At 52.2% G+C, this 19,550-nt stretch carries 18 protein-coding genes and 1 pseudogene; 12 read left to right on the top strand and 7 right to left on the bottom strand.

What is annotated here, in order from left to right; all coding sequences use genetic code 11:
- Positions 1-52: 52 nt before the first annotated feature.
- From rsmF to yebS, 3 genes are read right to left on the bottom strand one after another with little or no spacing between them, the layout of a single operon-like run.
- Positions 53-1,516 (bottom strand): 16S rRNA (cytosine(1407)-C(5))-methyltransferase RsmF, encoded by a 1,464-nt coding sequence (gene rsmF, locus M987_RS18710; protein WP_014070669.1) that lies wholly within the window; start codon positions 1,514-1,516, stop codon positions 53-55.
- Between the two features lie 55 nt (positions 1,517-1,571).
- On the bottom strand, positions 1,572-4,205 hold the full coding sequence (locus M987_RS18705) for a PqiB family protein (RefSeq protein ID WP_014070668.1): 2,634 nt from the start codon (positions 4,203-4,205) through the stop codon (positions 1,572-1,574).
- On the bottom strand, positions 4,174-5,457 hold the full coding sequence (yebS, locus tag M987_RS18700) for a membrane integrity lipid transport subunit YebS (RefSeq protein ID WP_014070667.1): 1,284 nt from the start codon (positions 5,455-5,457) through the stop codon (positions 4,174-4,176). The genes M987_RS18705 and yebS overlap by 32 nt, the downstream gene beginning before the upstream one ends.
- 132 nt (positions 5,458-5,589) lie before the next feature.
- Between yebS and M987_RS18695 the strand changes: the two genes are divergently transcribed.
- From M987_RS18695 to htpX, 4 genes are all read left to right on the top strand, one after another.
- Positions 5,590-6,087 carry a GAF domain-containing protein gene (locus tag M987_RS18695; protein WP_014070666.1) on the top strand — a complete coding sequence of 166 codons (498 nt, stop codon included), beginning with the start codon at positions 5,590-5,592 and terminating at the stop codon, positions 6,085-6,087.
- A 96-nt stretch (positions 6,088-6,183) separates the two neighbouring features.
- Complete coding sequence (proQ, locus tag M987_RS18690) at positions 6,184-6,873, top strand: RNA chaperone ProQ (protein ID WP_014070665.1); 690 nt, start codon at positions 6,184-6,186, stop codon at positions 6,871-6,873.
- Positions 6,874-6,892: 19 nt separating this feature from the next.
- The gene (gene prc / locus M987_RS18685) at positions 6,893-8,941 is read left to right on the top strand and encodes a carboxy terminal-processing peptidase (protein WP_014070664.1); all 2,049 of its coding nucleotides are present in this window, start codon (positions 6,893-6,895) and stop codon (positions 8,939-8,941) included.
- 193 nt (positions 8,942-9,134) lie between these two features.
- Positions 9,135-10,016 (top strand): protease HtpX, encoded by an 882-nt coding sequence (gene htpX, locus M987_RS18680; protein ID WP_014070663.1) that lies wholly within the window; start codon positions 9,135-9,137, stop codon positions 10,014-10,016.
- A gap of 46 nt (positions 10,017-10,062) precedes the next feature.
- Here the strand turns inward: htpX and M987_RS18675 are convergent, their stop codons facing one another.
- Positions 10,063-11,436, bottom strand: a complete 1,374-nt coding sequence (locus tag M987_RS18675; RefSeq protein WP_014070662.1) for an MFS transporter — start codon at positions 11,434-11,436, stop codon at positions 10,063-10,065.
- Positions 11,437-11,614: 178 nt separating this feature from the next.
- On the opposite strand from M987_RS18675, the gene kdgR reads away from it, so the two are divergent.
- Positions 11,615-12,406, top strand: coding sequence for a DNA-binding transcriptional regulator KdgR (kdgR, locus tag M987_RS18670; protein WP_014070661.1), 792 nt, complete (start codon positions 11,615-11,617; stop codon positions 12,404-12,406).
- 62 nt (positions 12,407-12,468) lie between these two features.
- Here the strand turns inward: kdgR and M987_RS18665 are convergent, their stop codons facing one another.
- The gene (locus M987_RS18665; protein WP_014070660.1) at positions 12,469-12,708 is read right to left on the bottom strand and encodes a YobH family protein; all 240 of its coding nucleotides are present in this window, start codon (positions 12,706-12,708) and stop codon (positions 12,469-12,471) included.
- Positions 12,709-12,868: 160 nt separating this feature from the next.
- Here M987_RS18665 and mgrB point away from each other — a divergent pair, with 160 nt between their 5' ends.
- The 7 genes and pseudogenes from mgrB (at position 12,869) to rlmA (ending at position 18,099) form a co-directional block, all read left to right on the top strand.
- Entirely contained in the window at positions 12,869-13,012 is a 144-nt protein-coding gene (gene mgrB, locus M987_RS18660; protein WP_013096124.1) for a PhoP/PhoQ regulatory lipoprotein MgrB, read from the top strand.
- A 74-nt stretch (positions 13,013-13,086) separates the two neighbouring features.
- Entirely contained in the window at positions 13,087-13,377 is a 291-nt protein-coding gene (locus tag M987_RS18655) for a YebO family protein (RefSeq protein WP_014070659.1), read from the top strand.
- Positions 13,378-13,400: 23 nt separating this feature from the next.
- On the top strand, positions 13,401-14,390 hold the full coding sequence (locus M987_RS18650) for an MBL fold metallo-hydrolase (protein WP_014070658.1): 990 nt from the start codon (positions 13,401-13,403) through the stop codon (positions 14,388-14,390).
- Between the two features lie 527 nt (positions 14,391-14,917).
- A pseudogene (locus M987_RS18645) lies at positions 14,918-15,062 on the top strand (DUF2627 domain-containing protein).
- Positions 15,063-15,074: 12 nt separating this feature from the next.
- The gene (cspE, locus tag M987_RS18640) at positions 15,075-15,284 is read left to right on the top strand and encodes a transcription antiterminator/RNA stability regulator CspE (RefSeq protein ID WP_001062678.1); all 210 of its coding nucleotides are present in this window, start codon (positions 15,075-15,077) and stop codon (positions 15,282-15,284) included.
- Positions 15,285-15,502: 218 nt separating this feature from the next.
- A complete protein-coding gene (gene ftsI, locus M987_RS18635; RefSeq protein ID WP_014070657.1) occupies positions 15,503-17,221 on the top strand; it encodes a peptidoglycan glycosyltransferase FtsI in 1,719 nt (572 codons plus the stop codon).
- A gap of 65 nt (positions 17,222-17,286) precedes the next feature.
- Positions 17,287-18,099 (top strand): 23S rRNA (guanine(745)-N(1))-methyltransferase, encoded by an 813-nt coding sequence (gene rlmA / locus M987_RS18630; RefSeq protein ID WP_014070656.1) that lies wholly within the window; start codon positions 17,287-17,289, stop codon positions 18,097-18,099.
- Here rlmA and mntP read toward each other — a convergent pair.
- Together mntP and M987_RS18620 are read right to left on the bottom strand one after the other, a co-directional pair.
- Positions 18,096-18,662, bottom strand: a complete 567-nt coding sequence (mntP, locus tag M987_RS18625; RefSeq protein WP_014070655.1) for a manganese efflux pump MntP — start codon at positions 18,660-18,662, stop codon at positions 18,096-18,098. The genes rlmA and mntP overlap by 4 nt on opposite strands.
- Before the next feature lie 400 nt (positions 18,663-19,062).
- Positions 19,063-19,521 (bottom strand): DUF986 family protein, encoded by a 459-nt coding sequence (locus M987_RS18620; RefSeq protein WP_014070654.1) that lies wholly within the window; start codon positions 19,519-19,521, stop codon positions 19,063-19,065.
- Positions 19,522-19,550: the final 29 nt, after the last annotated feature.

The following is a 19,550-nucleotide window of genomic DNA, read 5'->3' as shown; positions in this document are numbered from 1 at the left end:
ATTTTAGAGTAGCCAGGGGGAGCAAAATCGCCAGTAAAAAAGTGCGCTTTTTTCAGGCAGTGCGATCGTTACCGGTAAACAGGCGGCCATCGCGCACCAGTTCGCGCGGGTAGCTATTTTTCAGGCGTGAGCCCACCTTCTTCGCCAGCCCTATCGGATATCCCTGATGGGTGACGACCACTTCGTCAGATGCTGGCGTATTTTCAGGATAAACATCCCGGCCGCGATACCACTCTTCGGCTTCCTGATGCGTCAGGGCAAAGGTATTTGCCTCACCGGCAAGCGCAATCACCGCTTCATGTTGCCAGCGATAACCTTTGTTATGTACCTCTGCAAGGCGAATACCAATACGCGAGAAACGAACTTTGCCGATAAGCGGTTCAATGTTGACCGGGAAAAGCCAAAGCTCTTTATCACGCATCCAGAGGCGCAGGCTCTCATCCCAGGAAATCCCGACCTTGCGCGCGGCCTCTTCGGCCTGTGTCGCTTCACGACCTTTTATCGGGGTGAAGGGGAAATTGCCGACTTTGAATTTTGGAGCGGGCAGCGGTGCGATTGCGGAGGTTTTACGCAAACGGGCGACGAAGAACCCTTCGCAGTCGTAAATTTGCGGGAAGACATGCAGGAAACCTTCAGGGGTCAGTGCCTCTGTTGCCGAAGAAAACAGCTCGCCAAGCGGCAGAAATTCGACTGCATCCGGATATTGCGCCTTGAGCCACTGGCAGACGTCTTCGTTTTCGTCGCGGTTTAATGTGCAGGTGGAGTAGACCAGCGTGCCGCCAGGGCGCAATGCATGGAATGCGCTGTCGATAAGTTCACGCTGCGTGGCGGCAATATCCAGATTACTTTCAACGGACCAGTTCTTAAGCGCATCGGGGTCTTTACGTACCACACCTTCACCGGAGCAGGGTGCATCCAGCAAAATGGCATCGAACGCTTCAGGTAATGCCGCGCCAAACACGCGGCCATCAAAATGCGTAAGAGCAACGTTGTGGATACCGCAGCGGCTGATATTGGCGTGCAGCACTTTGACGCGACTGGCGGAGAATTCGTTAGCGAGTATTGCCCCGTGGTTACCCATACGTGCGGCAATCTGGGTGGTTTTTGACCCAGGCGCGGCGGCGACATCCATCACCCGCTCAGGCGTATTGCCATCGGCGAATAACGCCGCGACCGGCAGCATTGAGCTGGCTTCCTGAATATAAAACAGCCCGCTGAGATGTTCGGCGGTGCTGCCCAGCGGCAGGGCTTCTTCGTCATCACGCTCAATCCAGAAACCTTCTTCACACCAAGGGATGGGCGTCAGCTGCCAGTTGTAGGGCGACACCAGCGCCAAAAAGTCGGTCACGCTGATTTTCAACGTATTCACGCGGATGCTGCGGCGCAAGGGACGCTGGCAGGCCGCGATAAAATCGTCAAAGGAGAGATGAGAAGGAAGCGCCTCGCGCATCTGCGCCAGGAATTGTTCAGGAAGAAATACGGAGTTTTGAGCCACGGGCACACCACAGGGAATCATTCAAGTGCGCAGTGTAACATAAAGGCTCCGGCGCGTTGACACCGGAGCCCTGAGATTAACGCGGTAACGCGGTTCCCCACTCACGCCACTCTTTTGGTTCGCTCTCCAGCAGCAGGAAGTGTTTATCCGGCTGCGCTTTTGGCGCAAGAGGTGTGCCAGGCGGTGTGGCGAAGGCGATACCACCGCGGATGAACTGGTTGAAGGTCCCGGTTTTCACCACGCCTCCCGTCAGACCAAAGTCCAGTGAATACCCGGAGGCCAGCCAGAATACCGAGTTGTTCCGCACCAGATGCTGGTAACGCTCGCTGATCCTGAGAGCTACCATCACGCGGTCAGACAATGTTCCGAGCGTCAGGCCAGTGACGGTACCCACTTCAATACCACGGAACAGTACCGGCGTCCCGATGTTCAGGGAACCCGCTTCCGGCACTTCTACCACAATGCTCAGGCCGTCAAGATAACGGGAGTCGGTGATGGTGGCTTCCTGTAGTTCAAAGTCACGACGGGCATTGCCACGACCGGGTTCGACGTTGATATACGGTTGCAGAATGGTATCCAGATGCTCAACACCCGCGGCAGAAATTTGCGGTGTGACCACCGAGAACCGGCTGCCTGTTCTGGCGAAGGTCTGCACATACTCCGGATACAGCACGGCAGTTGCCTGCACTTCGTTACGCGCGGTGATAAGCGTTAACTTCTGGATCTGCCCGATGTCGATACCCAGATAGCGAATAGGCATTCCCTCCGCCAGCTTGCCCGCATCGAATGCATGAAGCGTTATCTGCCCACCGACCGCGCGTGCTGCCGTTTCTGACGGGAAGAGAATACGTTTATCGCCTTTACGCAGGTTCGCACCTGCACCGCTGAGGTTGTCGAAGCTGATCGCCCCACGCAAGGCCCGGGAGAGCGGGGAGGCCTGAACAGTTAAACCGCTGCCATTGAGTTGCACTTTCGCGCCACCTTCCGCCCAGAAGACGCTATTCGGGGTCAGCAGATGGCGGTATTCCGGTTTGATATGCAATTCGATATCAAAGGCATCGGCACGCGGGCGCACGGTGATCACTTCACCCACGTCAAACTTACGGTAGAGCACCACCGAACCTGCCTGCACATCAGGCAGGGTTTCCGCGCTGAGTGTCAGTGTGGTGGTGGGTAAATCACTCAGGCTGTTTTCAATCGCCTTATCGAGATTGGCATACAGCGGATAACTGTCGCGCAGAGGACCCTTCTCACCCGGCAGAACGCGGATACCGCCGTTGATCCATTCGCTGGCGCTGGCACCAAGAAACTCCACGCCATCCAGACCGACTTTTACATCGACACGGCTGTTAACCACAAATTTGCTGTCGCCATGCAGCAAGTCACGATACTGCGGTTCGACGGCAGCGGTGAAGGTCACGCCCTGTTCCGTGAGTTTACGCTCCAGCACCTGGCCGACCTGAACGCCGTGTAAGATCAACGGCTGGCCCGCTTCGATACCGTAGCTTTCCGGGGCATTCAGCGTCACAGTGATCACACCAGGCTGTTGCAGCAGTGATTTATCTGCCGGGGCGATAACAAAACTGCTGACAGGCTCGCCGTCACCGGGGATTAACTCAAAGGTGCTGCCGGTCAACAGGCTACTGATGTTCGCATCGCTCAGGGATAGCTTCGGATTACGCATTTCAATACGCGTTTTTTCACGCAAGAGGTCGACCACGCCAGGGTCGACGGTCATCTCTCCGGTAACCGAGCCGCCAGGATTAAGCGTCATTTTGGTAAGCTGACCCACCTGCAAGCCCTGATACATCAGCGGCGTGGAGCCGGCTTTCAGACCTTTGCCATCCGGCAGGACGAGTTTGACCAGAACGCCACGCTGGCTGTGGGCCAGGTCGGCATACAGCCCGAAGGTGTCGTCTGCCGTTGCGGCGCTGGAGTTGTCAGGGGAGTCGAAGGCGATGGCACCATTGACCAGGGCCGCCAGGCTCTCAAGTTTTACTTTGGCTCCGCTGAGACTCAGGTCTGCGTCCACGCCAGAAACATTCCAGAAGCGGCTACCTTTTTTGACCAGATTGGTGAAACGGCGCTCGATCAGGACGTCAATAGTCACTCCCTGTTTGTTAGGGTTTATCGTGTAATCGTAGACACGCCCGACAGGGATTTTACGGAAATAAACCAGTGAGCCACTGTTCAGCGAACCCAGATCCGGGGATTGCAGGTGAATCATCAAATCACCGTTATTGAGACGGTATTTGGGCTGGGTATCCAGCGCGGTGAAGTGATCCTGGGGCTCGCCTTTACCGGGCATCATGCCAATATAGTTCCCGCCCACGAGCGCATCCAGACCTGATACGCCAGCCAGTGAGGCTTTTGGTGTAACCAGCCAGAACTGGGTTTCACTGCGCAGAGCATCCTGCATATCGGATTTAATACTGGCGCGAACCTGAATATTATTCAGGCCTTTACCCAGCGTAATATCCTGAACTGTGCCCACTTCTACACCCTGGAAGCGGACAGGCGTTCGCCCGGCGACAATACCGTCCGCAGACTGGAAATCAATGGTGATGGTATTACCGCGATCTTCGTAGCTCGTCCAGACGAGCCAGCCAGCGATCATCAGTGCGATGATCGGCAGCAACCAGAATGGCGAAATGCGGCGTTTTGTTTTAATTCTCGCTTCAGTCGGCGAAGCGGGCGTTTCCTGACTCATGTGCATCCCAAAGTAAGCGGCTATCCAGCCATTCCACTGCAAGAATAGTCAATATCACCGCAGAGCCGAAGTAAAAAGCTGCGGGTCCCATTGTAAAAGCAAGTAACTGATCGCGATTGATGAGCGACATCATCAACGAAATCACGAACAGATCCAACATTGACCAGCGACCAATCCACGTGACCAACCGCAGGAGCAGGATACGCGTGCGTAATCCTTGCTCACATTTAAAGTGAATGCTGATAAGCAACGTAAACATCACTACGACTTTAGTAAACGGCACCAGAATACTGGCGATGAATACGATGGAAGCCACGGCAACGTTGCTGTGACCGAGCGAGATAATACCCGAGAGGATAGTATCTTCCTGTCGCCCCCCGTTAACATAAATGATTGAAATTGGAAGCATGTTCGCAGGTATCAGGAATACCACCGAGGCGATCAGCGCCGCCCAGCATTTTTGCAGGCTGTTGTTGCGGCGTAATCTTAACGGGATATGGCAGCGCTTGCAGCGCCCACGGGCGTCGGGCAGGCCGGTGTAGTGGCAGCCCAGGCACACGCGCAGGTTGTTATCGGGGCGCGTGGCAGGGCGCTGGGGATAAAACCGTTCCCAGAGTTGCTCAACGTTGAGATGAATAAGTGTCAGAATACTGAGCAACACCAGCGAGAGGAATGCCACCAGGCCAATGCCTGGCTGCAAAAATGCATAGTCCTGTACCTTAATAGAGGCAACGCCAACGCCGACAAGATAGATATCGAGCATTACCCACTCTTTGAGCTTCTCCAGCATCAGCAGCACAGGGCGCAGGTTCATCCCCAGAATGTTGCCAAACCACAGGTAAGCAATGGCCGCGACCAATACCAGCGGCGCACCAACGGTACAAAATAGCACCATCGCTGCCGTCAATGGATCGCCCTGACGGGTCATTTGCCAGATACCTTGCAACACGTTGGCATCAATGCGCACGCCAAGCAGATAGAGCTTGAGCAGCGGCTCGCTCCAGGCGAAAGGCATCAGCATCAGCATGGTCACCGCCATTGCCGCGAGCCGGGTTAATGACCAGTCGCGACCACTGCGGATTTTTGCATCGCAGCGAGGGCAAAATGCACTTTGGTGCGATTTCATCTTCGGCAACATAAAAAGCGTATCGCACTGAGGGCAACGCTGATAATGTGCACGAGGCAGCGCATCGCTTACCGTATGAACTGTTATCTTTTTTGTCGGCGTAATTTTGGGTGTTTTTAGAGCCATCAGTCGCGCACAGATAAGTATTGTTGAAGGTTATATTAACTCATGAACTGATTCATCTTGAGCATGAGCGCATTTAATGCTTATTTTAATAGGCTATGCGGTAATTTTGTAAGACAACCAAGTGATTGAATAATGAACAAAACAGAATTCTACGCGGATCTCAACCGCGACTTCCAGGCATTAATGGCAGGTGAAACCAGCTTTTTAGCCACTCTGGCAAATACAAGTGCGTTGCTGTTTGAACGTCTTTCCGACGTTAACTGGGCCGGTTTTTATCTTCTTGAAGATAAAACGCTGGTGCTCGGGCCATTCCAGGGGAAAATCGCCTGTGTGCGCATTCCTGTGGGGCGCGGCGTATGCGGCACTGCGGTTGCAACAAACCAGGTTCAGCGTGTAGAAGATGTTCACGCCTTTGACGGACATATTGCATGTGATGCGGCCAGTAATTCTGAAATCGTCCTTCCGCTGGTGGTAAAAAATCAGATTATTGGCGTTCTGGACATCGACAGTACGGTCTTCCGCCGCTTCACAACCGAGGATGAGCAGGGGCTGCGCGAGCTGGTCGCACATCTTGAAAAGGTGTTAGCAGCTACCGATTATCAAAAATTCTTTGCGAGCGTCGCAGGATAATCAACGGATAACGTAGCATTTACTGATGGCGTCATTATAATGTCGCCTGTTCATGCCTGCGCTTGTTGGCAACGTCCGTTGTAATCAGGAAATTTCATGGAAAATCAACCTAAGTTGAATAGCAGTAAAGAAGTTATCGCATTTCTGGCCGAGCGTTTCCCACAGTGCTTTAGCGCTGAAGGTGAAGCTCGTCCCCTGAAAGTCGGTATTTTTCAGGATTTGGTAGCACGCGTTGAAGGTGAGATGAATCTCAGCAAAACTCAGCTGCGTTCTGCCTTACGTCTTTATACTTCGAGCTGGCGTTACCTGTACGGTATCAAAGCGGGCGCGACGCGTGTCGATCTCGACGGCAACCCTTGCGGTGAGCTGGACGAGCAGCACGTAGAGCACGCACGCAAGCAGCTGGAAGAAGCGAAAGCCCGTGTTCAGGCACAACGTGCTGAGCAGCAAGCGAAAAAACGCGAAGCCGCAGCGGCAAACGGTCAGGAAGAAGCGCCTCGTCGTGAGCGCAAACCGCGTCCTGCACCACGTCGCAATGATAATAACGATCGCAAACCGCGTACTGACAAACCAGCAGCAGCGAAAGCTCCGCGTGCGCCTCGTGAAGAGCCGCGCCACACCCCAGTTTCTGATATCAACGCTCTGAGCGTAGGTCAGGCTCTGAAGGTTAAAGCGGGTAACAATGCGATGGACGCCACCGTACTGGAAATCACCAAAGATGGCGTTCGGGTACAGCTGACTTCTGGTATGTCAATGATTGTACGCGCAGAACACTTGTTGTTCTGAAACGGAGGCCAAGCCTGGCATGAACACTTTTTTTAAGCTCACCGCGCTGGCGGGCCTGTTTGCCATAACAGGTCACGCTTTCGCAGTGGACGATATTACGCGTGTTGATCAAATTCCGGTTTTAAAGGAAGAGACTCAGCACGCGACGGTGAGTGAACGTGTGACGTCACGCTTCACTCGATCGCACTATCGTCAGTTCGATCTCGATCAGGCCTTTTCGGCCAAAATCTTCGACCGCTATTTAAACTTGCTGGACTACAGCCATAACGTGCTGTTGGCCAGCGATGTTGAACAGTTCGCAAAACGTAAGGCCGACGTGGGCGATGAACTGCGCTCCGGTAAGCTGGATCTGTTCTACGACCTGTATAACCTGGCACAGAAGCGCCGTTTTGAACGTTACCAGTACGCACTGAAAGTGCTGGAACGTCCGATGGACTTCACCGGTAACGACACCTTTAATCTGGATCGCAGCAAATCCCCATGGCCGAAAGACGAAGCCGAGCTGAATGCGCTGTGGGACGGAAAAGTAAAATATGACGAGCTAAGCCTTAAGCTCGCCGGCAAAGACGAAAAAGAGATCCGTGACACGCTGACGCGTCGTTATAAATCGGCCATTCGTCGTCTGGCGCAAACCAACAGTGAAGATGTGTTCTCACTGGCAATGACCGCGTTTGCCCACGAAATCGATCCGCATACCAACTACCTTTCCCCACGTAATACCGAACAGTTCAATACTGAAATGAGCCTGTCTCTGGAAGGTATTGGTGCGGTGCTGCAAATGGACGACGATTACACGGTAATCAACTCCATGGTGGCGGGTGGCCCTGCATCCAAGAGCAAAGCGATTAGCGTTGGCGATCGCATTGTCGGTGTTGGCCAGACAGGTCAGAGCATGGTTGATGTCATCGGCTGGCGTCTGGATGACGTTGTCGCGCTCATCAAAGGACCAAAAGGCAGCAAAGTTCGCCTGGAAATCCTGCCTGCCGGTAAAGGCACCAAAACCCGTATCGTTACCCTGACCCGCGAACGTATCCGTCTGGAAGACCGCGCGGTGAAAATGTCGGTCAAAACTGTGGGTAAAGAGAAGGTCGGTGTTCTGGATATTCCTGGCTTCTACGTTGGCCTGACGGATGACGTAAAAGTACAGTTGCAGAAACTGGAAAAGCAAAACGTCAGCAGCATTATCATCGACCTGCGTAGCAACGGTGGTGGTGCATTGACTGAAGCCGTCTCACTTTCCGGGTTGTTCATTCCGTCTGGTCCGGTAGTTCAGGTTCGCGATAACAACGGTAAAGTGCGTGAAGACTCTGATACCGATGGCGTGGTTTATTACAAAGGCCCGCTGGTGGTGTTGGTCGATCGCTTCAGTGCTTCAGCCTCTGAAATCTTTGCTGCTGCAATGCAGGATTATGGCCGTGCGCTGATTGTGGGTGAGCCTACCTTTGGTAAAGGCACTGTTCAGCAATACCGTTCTCTGAACCGTATTTATGATCAGATGCTGCGCCCTGAATGGCCAGCGCTGGGCTCCGTACAGTACACCATTCAGAAGTTCTACCGTGTGAATGGCGGCAGTACGCAGCGTAAAGGCGTCACGCCGGATATCATGATGCCTACGGGCACGGAAGAGACAGAAACCGGCGAGAAGTTTGAAGATAACGCACTGCCGTGGGATAGCATCAATGCCGCGACCTATGTGAAATCCGGTGACATGACCCAGTTTGGTCCTGAACTGCTGAAAGATCATAACGAACGCATTGCGAAAGATCCTGAGTTCCAGTACATCATGAAAGACATTGCGCGTTTCAATGCCATGAAAGATAAACGGAACATTGCTTCTCTTAACTACGCCCAGCGTGAGAAAGAGAACACGGAAGATGATGCAACCCGTCTGGCGCGTATCAACGATCGCTTCAAACGTGAAGGCAAACCGCTGCTGAAAAAACTGGACGATCTGCCTAAAGATTACCAGGAGCCAGATCCGTATCTGGACGAGACGGTACATATCGCTCTCGACCTGGCGAATCTTGAAAAAGACAAGCCAGCCGTGCAACCCGCACCGGCAAAATAACCTCCAGACAGGCACAAGTAATTGTGCCTGTTCTTTTTAGTTCTGCATCCTCCCGTCAATCAGCTTTCCAATTGTGTAAAGTTGTGTCTTTCTGGTGACTTACGCCCGTCGAATCCTTGAAAATAGCCGCAATACCCATACGATGTGGGTAATCGCATAGTGCGCTTTGTTAAACTGAGGTTAAAAGAAAATTATGATGCGAATCGCGCTCTTCCTGCTCACCAACCTGGCGGTTATGGTGGTATTCGGGCTCGTGCTAAGCCTGACAGGAATTCAGTCGAGCAGCGTTCAGGGCCTTTTGATTATGGCGCTGCTATTTGGTTTTGGTGGCTCCTTCGTTTCTCTGCTGATGTCGAAGTGGATGGCACTGAAATCGGTGGGTGGTGAGGTCATTGAGCAGCCACGTAACGATATGGAACAGTGGCTGATGAACACCGTTGCGCAGCAGTCGCAACAGGCGGGTATCGCCATGCCACAGGTCGCCATTTACCATGCACCGGACATCAATGCGTTCGCCACGGGTGCGCGCCGCGATGCGTCCCTGGTTGCGGTCAGCACCGGTCTGTTGCAGAACATGAGCCGTGACGAAGCCGAAGCGGTTATCGCTCACGAGATTAGCCATATTGCCAACGGTGACATGGTGACCATGACCCTGATTCAGGGCGTGGTGAACACCTTTGTTATCTTTATTTCGCGTATCCTGGCGCAGATTGCCGCAGGCTTTATGAGTGGTAACCGTGACGAGGGCGAAGAGAGCAACGGTAACCCGCTGATCTATTTCGCTGTGTCGATGGTGCTGGAGCTGGTGTTCGGTATTCTGGCAAGCATCATTACCATGTGGTTCTCCCGTCACCGTGAATTCCACGCAGATGCGGGCTCTGCGAAACTGGTAGGGCGTGAGAAGATGATTGCCGCGTTGCAGCGTCTGAAGACCAGCTACGAGCCGCAGGAGGCAACCAGCATGATGGCATTCTGCATCAACGGTAAATCGAAATCGCTGAGTGAGCTGTTTATGTCTCACCCACCGCTGGATAAACGCATCGAAGCACTGCGTAGTGGGGAATACCTGAAGTAACGCTGTGTGATGAAGAGCCGGGCAGGAGTCACTCCGCCCGGTTTTTTTATGCCTGAACGCCAGGCTGAGTGACGCGAAGCCCGCTGATAATCGCGGCAATGGTTGCCAGCGTCCCGGCGGTAAACAGTGCCACGTGCGTACCATTCTGACCGGCAAGGTTGAACATCAGAGCAACCAGTGCAGCCCCGGTACTTTGCCCCAGTAAACGCGCCGTACCCAGCATTCCGCTGGCACCACCGCTGCGATGGCGTGGAGCGGAAGTGATAATGGTGTGGTTGTTCGGTGACTGGAACAGACCAAACCCGGCGCCGCAGAGGATCATTCGCCAGATAATATCCAGGTCAGAAGGCGAGGAGGGAAGCAGTGCCAGAGCGAATAGCCCTGTCGCCATCACCACCAGACCAAGCGCACCCAGCAGACCGGCATGAACCCGCTCAATCAAATAACCTGCCAGCGGTGCCATCACCATCGTGGCAAGCGGCCATGGGGTTAACAACAGCCCCGTCTCCACCTCAGTACGGCCAATCACGCTTTGTAAGAAGAAGGGCAGAGAAACCAGTGCCAGCATCTGCGCACAGAACGAACAGATTGACGTACCAATTGAGAGTGAAAACAGTGGAATGCGTAACAGATCAACTGGCAGCAGGGGCACAGGTAAAGACAACTGGCGGCGGACAAAGAAGAATCCGATAACCAGCATCGCGGCGATTTCTGCGGCGATTAAGGTGATGGACTGACCTTGCGCAAACCCACTCAGGGCGGTGATCAGCAGACCGAAGGTCAGCGCATTCATCACCGCACTGGGTAAATCGAATTTCGGCATAGTGCTTTTCGGCCCATTTGCCGGGAGGTAACGCAGGGCAAAAACGATAGCAATGATGCCCAGCGGCACATTGATGGCAAAAAGCCACTGCCACGACGCAACGGAGAGGATTGCGGCGGCAATGGTTGGCCCGGCTGCCGAGGATACCGCGACAATAAAGGAGTTTATCCCCATGCCGCGCCCCAGATGGCGCTGCGGGTAGATAAGGCGTATCAGAGCCGTATTCACGCTCATCAGGGCCGCGCCGCCAAACCCCTGGGCGATACGGGCGAGCGTCAGGGTATGCAGAGAATCCGACAGGGCGCAGAAAAGGGAGGTGAGTGTAAAGACCACCAGACCACACTGATAGACCCGACGGTAGCCAAACATATCGCCCAGGAAAGAGAGCGAAAGCAGAGAAACCACGATCGCTATCTGGTACGCATTCACAATCCAGATAGAACTGGCGGGTGAGGCATGAAGGTCGCTGGCGATGGTTGGCAGGGCAACGTTAGCGATTGCACCGTCAAGGACAGCCATCGAAATACCGATAATAATGGTGGCAATGGCGCCGTACCGCTGGGGTAAGGGCAGCCCATCAGAAGGATTTTTTTCCATTGGGAATGAAAAGCTCAACGTGAAATTATTCTCAGAGTAACTATTTTAGCATTGTTAATTCTGTTTTATGTCGCAGATTTGTAACGAAGTAAACGCGGATTGATTGCAGGTAGCATGACAGGAATTTATAATAAAAACCGGTTCTGATTTTTATAAAACACTCTCCATGAGGTGATAAATGGCAATTGCGGATTTGGATAAGCAGCCAGATTCTGTTTCTTCCGTGCTGAAGGTGTTTGGCATCTTACAGGCGCTCGGAGAAGAGCGTGAAATTGGTATTACAGAGTTGTCGCAGCGTGTGATGATGTCGAAAAGCACCGTTTATCGCTTTTTGCAAACCATGAAGTCTTTAGGGTATGTCGCGCAGGAAGGCGAATCTGAAAAATATTCTCTGACGCTGAAACTGTTCGAACTGGGTGCCCGCGCACTCCAGAACGTCGATCTGATTCGTAGCGCCGATATCCAGATGCGTGAATTGTCTCGTTTAACCAAAGAGACGGTTCACCTGGGCGCGCTGGATGAAGACAGCATTGTTTACATCCACAAAATTGATTCCATGTACAACCTGCGCATGTATTCGCGCATTGGTCGTCGTAACCCGCTGTACAGTACCGCAATCGGTAAAGTGCTGCTGGCCTGGCGCGACCGCGAAGAAGTGACCCAGATCCTCGAAGGCGTGGAATACAAACGCAGTACCGAGCGAACCATCACCAGCACTGATGAGCTGTTAACGGTTCTCGATAAGGTTCGCGAGCAGGGTTACGGCGAAGATAACGAAGAGCAGGAAGAAGGTTTGCGTTGCATTGGTGTGCCGGTGTTTGACCGCTTCGGTGTGGTGATTGCAGGCCTGAGTATTTCGTTCCCGACGCTGCGTTTCTCTGAGGAGCGTCTGCACGAGTATGTGGCGATGCTGCATACCGCTGCGCGCAAAATCTCTGAGCAGATGGGTTATAACGAGTATCCGTTTTAATCCCGGCTAAGATAAAAAACGCCGCGTAATCGCGGCGTTTTTTGTGAATTCCCGTTGCGGTGTTAGCCGTTATCGATAACGACCGTCATCTTGCGCAGCACCGGGCAGTTGGTTAACCCAATGAAACCGCTATCTGAATGCAGGTATTGTGCCGTGCTTACCCCACGAGCGGTCACATACTTACACTGAATGCCTAAGCCCGCCGCATTTTCTGTGCTTCCCACAAGTACACCGTATCCAGTTAATAACAGGCCAATCCAGATAATGGCCAGTGCAATAATAGTGCGAATGATTAAATGCATCATTGCCTCTTTTTGTTAGTTGTCATGCCTTTAAGCGTAACGGGTTTACGCAATGAAACAAGTGCACTATTCCGAAAAGGACTTGATGACAGTACAGTTAGCCCCTGTTTAAGATAGCCATGCTAACCTGGTTGCATCAGGTCATAAGACGGAGTTTGGAGTGAAAAAAATACGCTGGGTAATTCTGGTTATCGTGCTGATAGCGTGCGTGGTGCTATGGACGCAGACTATCAATGTGATGTGCGATCAGGATGTACAGTTCTTCAGTGGCGTTTGTGCAATCAATAAGTTTATTCCGTGGTAAGACGCATTTTTTCTCAAGGTGATTTCCTTCCTTCGCGCCAGTGGTAAAATAGACATTTTTATTGAGGTGGTGAAATGGGTGAGTTACTAAATTCAGGGCTGCTGAGTATGGCGTCCCTGGTTGTCTCGTTGGTTATTCTGGTTGTGGGTTTGGTTCTGTGGTTCTTCGTAAACCGTGCCAGTTCTCGCACGAACGAGCAAATTGAGTTACTGGAAGCGTTGCTCGATCAGCAGAAACGACAGAATGCCTTACTGCGCCGTCTGTGCGAAGCTAACGAGCCAGAAGAGAAAGAAGAAGCAAAAGAAGCGGTTGTTGAAGATAAAGAGCAAGACGACGATTTTATTCGCCTGGTGGCTGAACGTTAATCTGTGATTCACGGGAGGTGGCTGTGGTCTGGAAAAATCCCTGGTATGACCCCTCCCTGAAGCATCACACCCCCGCTGGTTTTCGTAATACTCTCCCCGCTGGCCATCAGCAGGGCGATGTTGATCGCTGGCGAAAAGAGCGGAAATCCGCCGGGTTGCCTAAACCTCCCGCATTGGGCTATGACGCCTTTCTCAATCAGTGGTGGCAGCCTGTAATCCTTAACACATTACCTGAAGATGGCGTATGGTGGCTGGGCCATGCCAGTATGCTGTTGCGTATGGACGGGAATTATATCCTGACGGACCCCGTTTTTTCCCGACGCGCCTCGCCGTTACCTTTTGTTGGGCCCGAGCGTAAAACGCCCCCGGCTATCTCAGTCGATAAACTCCCGCAGCTTGATGCTCTGGTTATTTCCCATAATCATTATGATCACCTTGATGCCGCCACCGTTCGTCATCTGTTGCGTCGTTTCCCCGATCTGCACGTGTTTGTGCCATTAAGCCTGGCGAGCTGGTTTCGTCGTCGGGGGGCAAAAAATGTGACTGAACTCGACTGGTGGCAGAGCATCAGCTGGCAGGGTATGACGCTGACGGCTGTACCTGCGCAGCACTGGAGTATGCGCACGCCATGGAACCGAAATCGCTCTCTCTGGTGTGGCTGGGTGTTTGAAAGCCGTTATCATCGCTTCTGGTTCAGCGGTGATACGGGGTATACGCCAGAGCTGCTCACTATCCCCGAACGCCTTGGCAAGATTGACGCTGCCGCATTGCCGGTTGGCGCGTATGCACCACGCTGGTTCATGTCCGTACATCATATGGACCCACAATCCGCCGTTGCCTTATGGCAACAACTGGGTGCGCCGCTGGTGTTTCCTATTCACTGGGGCGTGTTTGAACTGGGGGATGAATCGCTGGAAGAACCTGTGCAGGAGTTAAATCAGGCGCTCGCTAATTTAGCACCAGTTAATGATTCATTCAGGACACTGAAAATTGGTGAATATTTACCCTTCTAAACGCAGCGCTGTTGTGTTGCATATATTCTGTATTTTAATCAATCAACGAGAGTTTTATTTTTATCGAAACGTTTTGCTTGCCTTCTTTTGAGGCAGAGTCATAAAAATTTCATTATTTTGGTGCATAACGATATTTATTAAGCGGTGAATTTTAATACAATTTGGGCGGGTTTATTAACAACGTATTTTCATTACAACGGTACCGGTACGTTGCAATGATTTAAGCATAACTTTTCACAATTTGTTCTAACTCAATCATTGCATGGAGGATTCTGTTGCCCGGCGCTGGACGCACCGAAGTGGTTGAGCTAAGGTAAAAAAGTCTTAGATTACAGCGGTTGTGAAAACATCGTTAAGGCAGTTCAGGCTGGTAATGCTGGCCGCAAACATTGCGCATAATTGTGCAGAAGGTTGCGAGGCAGCGCCAGAATTTGTGCGGCGGATCGAGACACGTTTAAAAATGGCTTGCCATAATTAACGTTGTGTGTGATAACACGTTTTGGGTCAAACGAGGTACAGTTCTGTTTATGTGTGGCATTTTCAGTAAAGAAGTCCTGAGTAAACACGTTGTCGTTGAATACCGCTTCTCTGCCGAACCTTATATTAGTGCCTCAAGCAGTAATGTCTCAGTTTTATCTAAGTCAATGCCTGCGGGCTAAGAAAACACTCTAAGGAATTTTGCAAATGGCAAAGATTAAAGGTCAAGTTAAGTGGTTCAACGAGTCTAAAGGTTTTGGTTTCATTACTCCTGCTGACGGCAGCAAAGATGTGTTCGTACACTTCTCTGCAATCCAGGGTAACGGCTTCAAAACTCTGGCTGAAGGCCAGAACGTTGAGTTCGAAATTCAGGACGGCCAGAAAGGCCCAGCTGCAGTTAACGTAACTGCTATCTGATCGAACCACTGCTGACTGAAGTGCTTCTGCGCTTCGATCTCAGATATAAAGCCTCGCTTATGCGGGGCTTTTTTATTGCCTTATCTTTCAAAATATTACGAATGAACGCCTTGTTAGCAACTTGTTGCAAAGCTACGAGGTTATTAGCATTGTTTTCACCGCGTCAGCCAGCCTTTTCCCGTTAAATCAGAGCGTTGTTTAACGGACCTGGGGTTCAGGTGAAAAAGAAAACGATAACGACAGCCGGAAACTTCACCCCGGCTCGTTTTGCGCTGCTGTGTCTTGCTATTTTTTGTAGTCTGGCTTTCTTACTGGGCCGTGTTGCCTGGTTGCAAATCATTAAACCTGACAATCTCGTTAAGCAGGAAGATATGCGCTCGCTGCGTGAGGTGGCGATTGATGCACCGCGCGGGATGATTGTCGACAGGGAAAATCGACCGCTTGCCGTCAGTGTACCGGTAAGAGCCGTCTGGGCTGACCCGAAAACTGTGCTGGCAAAAGGCGGTGTGGGGTTTGACGAACGCTGGCAGGCGCTGGCGAATGCGCTGCATCTCTCCCTTGGCACACTCTCTGCCCGAATTAACAGCACCCCGCAGGGACGCTTTATCTATCTTGCCCGTCAGGTTGACCCTTCCCAGGCACAATGGATCGATAAACTGAATCTGCCAGGCATCAATTTGCGCGATGAATCGCGGCGCTTTTATCCTGCCGGTCATGTGGCGGCCAACCTGATAGGGTTCACGAATATTGACGGGCAGGGTATTGAAGGGGTCGAGAAAAGCTTTAACGCACAACTTTCGGGGAAAGCCGGCGTCAGGCAGGTGAGGGAAGACCGCTACGGCCGCGTAGTTGAAAATCTGACAGAGATAGCGCCGGTTCCAGCGCACAACATCCAGCTGAGTATTGATGAGCGTCTGCAAACCATTACGGAAGATGCGCTGGATAACGCTGTCGCGTGGAATAAAGCCGAATCAGGCGCCTCCGTACTGATTAATGTGCAGACGGGCGAGATCCTGGCGATGGCGAGTTTCCCTGATTTCAACCCGAACAACCGCGATGGGGCGACGCTGAACGATTTTCGCAATCGCGCCATCAGTGACACCTTTGAACCTGGCTCTACCGTCAAACCTCTGGTGCTGATGACCGCATTACAGCAAGGTCTGGTACAGCCAGACAGCGTGATAGATACCCATCCGTACATGCTTGATGGCCATCGCATCCGTGATGTGGGGTATTACCCGGAACTGACGATGACCGGGATCCTGCAAAAATCGAGCGACACGGGTGTGTCGCGTCTCTCGCTGGCGATGCCGATCCAGCGATTGCTCGATACCTATAAAAACTTTGGTTTTGGCACGAACACCGGGCTTGGCTTAACGGGGGAAAGCTCTGGCTTGCTGCCACAGCGTAAATTCTGGAGCCAGCTCGACCGGGCAACCTTCGCGTTCGGCTATGGGCTGATGGTCACGCCGCTGCAACTGGCGCATGTTTACGCCACCATCGGCAGCTTTGGCCTGGAGCGGCCTCTGTCGATAACCCGAATTGATCCTCCGGTCATCGGGCACAGGGTGATGTCTGAGGAGATAGCCCATGAAGTCGAACATATGATGGAAAGCGTGGCGCTGCCGGGCGGCGGTGGCATTAAGGCGGCGGTACGCGATTATCGTGTCGCGGTTAAAACCGGGACGGCGAAAAAAATCGGCGATGACGGTAAATATGTCAATAAATACGTGGCTTACACCGCAGGCGTTGCGCCCGCCAGCCAGCCGCGTTTTGCGCTAGTGGTGGTGATTAACGATCCGCAAAACGGGGATTATTACGGCGGGGCGGTATCAGCACCGGTTTTCAGCGAGATCATGGGGAACGTGCTACGTCTTGAAAACGTCAAACCTGATGGTTTAGCGGCGGATTCCACTCACCTTATCGTCATGCGTTAGCCAGGCGTTTATAACCCGGGCGAATAGCGGTACACTTTCGCCCTTTATGATTGCCCGGAGTCACCATGTCCTTCAGTTGCCCACTTTGCCACGCGCGCCTGACGCGTTCTGAGAAAAGTTTTACCTGCCCGCAAGGGCACCAGTTTGATATGGCGAAAGAGGGCTATGTGAATCTTCTTCCGGTGCAACATAAGCGCTCGCGCGACCCGGGTGACAGCGCAGAGATGATGCAGGCGCGCCGCGCGTTTCTGGATGCCGGGCATTATCAACCCCTGAGAGACACCGTTGCACAGCTTCTGACAGACAACCTATCGACGCCTTCAGCTATTCTGGATATCGGCTGTGGTGAGGGGTACTACACGGCGTTGTTTGCTGATGTGGCTCGCGAGAAGGGCGCTGAAACTTATGGCCTGGATGTCTCTAAAGTGGCTATCCGCGCGGCGGCCAGGCGCTATTCATTGGTGACGTTCTGCGTAGCGTCCAGCCATCGCCTGCCGTTTGAGGATGCCAGCATGGACGCCGTGGTGCGAATTTATGCGCCCTGTAAAGCCGAAGAGCTGGCACGGGTCGTTAAACCCGGTGGCTGGGTGATTACCGTTACGCCGGGCCCACGTCATCTGATGGAGCTGAAAGGTTTGATTTACGATGACGTGCGTTTACATGCTCCGCATTCTGAACAGCTGGCGGGTTTTAGCCTGCAACAGGAACAGACGGTCGCGTATGAGATGAAACTCAAAGGGGATGAAGCGGTAGCCTTGCTGCAAATGACGCCTTTTGCGTGGCGGGCGAAACCGGTTGTGTGGGAAACGTTAGCGGAACAGGACGAGTTTTGCTGCCAGACGGATTTCAGTATCCACTGCTGGCAGCGCGAAGTTTAACCGGCGAAGTGTGCCCACAGGATTTGGGCACCAATCCCAATTAACACGATACCGCCCAGAATTTCGGCTCGCTTACCAAGCAGCGGGCCGATAAAGCGGCCAACCATTATGCCGAGCGTTGACATAATCAGGGTGGCACAGCCAATCGCCAGAGCGGTGGCGATGATGTTCACCTGAAGGAATGCCAGTCCTACCCCCACAGCCATCGCGTCAAGACTTGTCGCGATGGCTGTCGTGACCAGCAACCAGAAGCCATGGCGATGCTGCGGCGCTTCATCTTCATCGCTGTTGCCGCGAAAACCTTCGATAACCATTCGCCCGCCGAGGAACACCAGCAGAACAAAGGCGATCCAGTGGTTCCACTCCAGGACGAACTGACTGGCAAGCATTCCCAGACCCCAGCCAATCAGCGGCGTCAGCGTTTCGATGGCACCAAAGATAAGACCGGTGCGTAACGCTTCTGAGAATTTAGGTTTGTGGAGAGTGGCGCCTTTACCAATGGAGGCTGCAAAAGCATCCATGGACATGCCGAAAGCAAGAAGAATTGTTGCAGAGATATTCATAAGAGCGTCCAGACCGGGAGATATCCATATGACACATCACTGCCCCCAGTAAACAGCAGTTAATGTATCTATGGTCTCGCCTGATCTTTTCGTACACAGCAACTGTGCAGAAAGATCCGTACGCGCCACGTTTTTCAACGAGCATGTTGACACGTACATTTCCTGGAAAACAGGAAATCAGCTACTCCCCAACGACGGGCGCAACCTTAACATATTTTTAGAATATAAAACAACAACAGAAAAGTATTATTCTATTAACTAGTTGATAACGATTTTCATTTAGATTTAAGCGTAAAGTTATCGTTAATGAATATAAGTGTTTTTGGGGTTCTTAATATAGCTAAGGCTATATTCTTTGCGTGAAAATACCGCAATATATAGCCAGTGCTATAAATGTAACTTATTGAGTTTTAACGAGTAATTTGTATATCTTTTCAAGGTCTTCAATATTCTTGACCCGAATAAGCAGGCGGCGTTGTTCTAATTGCATCACCAGAACACCATCTTCCGATAAATTCATCTCTTTAATGCGGTTATATTCTATCCACACATTGGCAAAGAAAAATCCCTGACTTTTAAAGATGATCTTTGGTGAGCGGACCCAGAACAAATAAATCGCCATTAATACCAGCGCACATAATAACCATGTGGTTAATAATGCACCGTGACTCATGGTGTTGTTGTAAATCAGAATGACCAGTAAACCCACAAAGATGACGGCATCGATGCGGTTACGGCGCAGAAGAGGGATGGTGAGCAACGATTCGCCATGGCGGCGGGGCATGATGAACTCATCATAAATGGCGTAAGCCAGAAGGGCGGCAATAAAAAGAACCAGTACGATGTCCGTGGCAGTCATTCATCCTCCAGATAAAAAAACCGGGGGCA

This window comes from Enterobacter soli ATCC BAA-2102, assembly GCF_001654845.1.
Classification (GTDB): Bacteria; Pseudomonadota; Gammaproteobacteria; order Enterobacterales; family Enterobacteriaceae; genus Enterobacter; species Enterobacter soli.
The sequence above is the reverse complement of the archived record's forward strand: the minus strand, read 5'-3'. Positions and strand labels throughout refer to the sequence as shown.

Excerpts from the sequence above, each read along its gene's own strand:
- M987_RS18655 (WP_014070659.1), top strand. The coding sequence starts at position 13,087 with ATGGGTGAGTTACTAAATTCAGGGCTGCTGAGTATGGCGTCCCTGGTT.
- yebS (WP_014070667.1), bottom strand. The coding sequence starts at position 5,457 with ATGGCTCTAAAAACACCCAAAATTACGCCGACAAAAAAGATAACAGTT.
- rsmF (WP_014070669.1), bottom strand. The coding sequence starts at position 1,516 with ATGATTCCCTGTGGTGTGCCCGTGGCTCAAAACTCCGTATTTCTTCCT.
- cspE (WP_001062678.1), top strand. The coding sequence starts at position 15,075 with ATGGCAAAGATTAAAGGTCAAGTTAAGTGGTTCAACGAGTCTAAAGGT.
- mntP (WP_014070655.1), bottom strand. The coding sequence starts at position 18,662 with ATGAATATCTCTGCAACAATTCTTCTTGCTTTCGGCATGTCCATGGAT.
- htpX (WP_014070663.1), top strand. The coding sequence starts at position 9,135 with ATGATGCGAATCGCGCTCTTCCTGCTCACCAACCTGGCGGTTATGGTG.
- kdgR (WP_014070661.1), top strand. The coding sequence starts at position 11,615 with ATGGCAATTGCGGATTTGGATAAGCAGCCAGATTCTGTTTCTTCCGTG.
- M987_RS18675 (WP_014070662.1), bottom strand. The coding sequence starts at position 11,436 with ATGGAAAAAAATCCTTCTGATGGGCTGCCCTTACCCCAGCGGTACGGC.
- M987_RS18695 (WP_014070666.1), top strand. The coding sequence starts at position 5,590 with ATGAACAAAACAGAATTCTACGCGGATCTCAACCGCGACTTCCAGGCA.
- rlmA (WP_014070656.1), top strand. The coding sequence starts at position 17,287 with ATGTCCTTCAGTTGCCCACTTTGCCACGCGCGCCTGACGCGTTCTGAG.
- proQ (WP_014070665.1), top strand. The coding sequence starts at position 6,184 with ATGGAAAATCAACCTAAGTTGAATAGCAGTAAAGAAGTTATCGCATTT.
- M987_RS18665 (WP_014070660.1), bottom strand. The coding sequence starts at position 12,708 with ATGCATTTAATCATTCGCACTATTATTGCACTGGCCATTATCTGGATT.
- M987_RS18620 (WP_014070654.1), bottom strand. The coding sequence starts at position 19,521 with ATGACTGCCACGGACATCGTACTGGTTCTTTTTATTGCCGCCCTTCTG.
- prc (WP_014070664.1), top strand. The coding sequence starts at position 6,893 with ATGAACACTTTTTTTAAGCTCACCGCGCTGGCGGGCCTGTTTGCCATA.
- M987_RS18705 (WP_014070668.1), bottom strand. The coding sequence starts at position 4,205 with ATGAGTCAGGAAACGCCCGCTTCGCCGACTGAAGCGAGAATTAAAACA.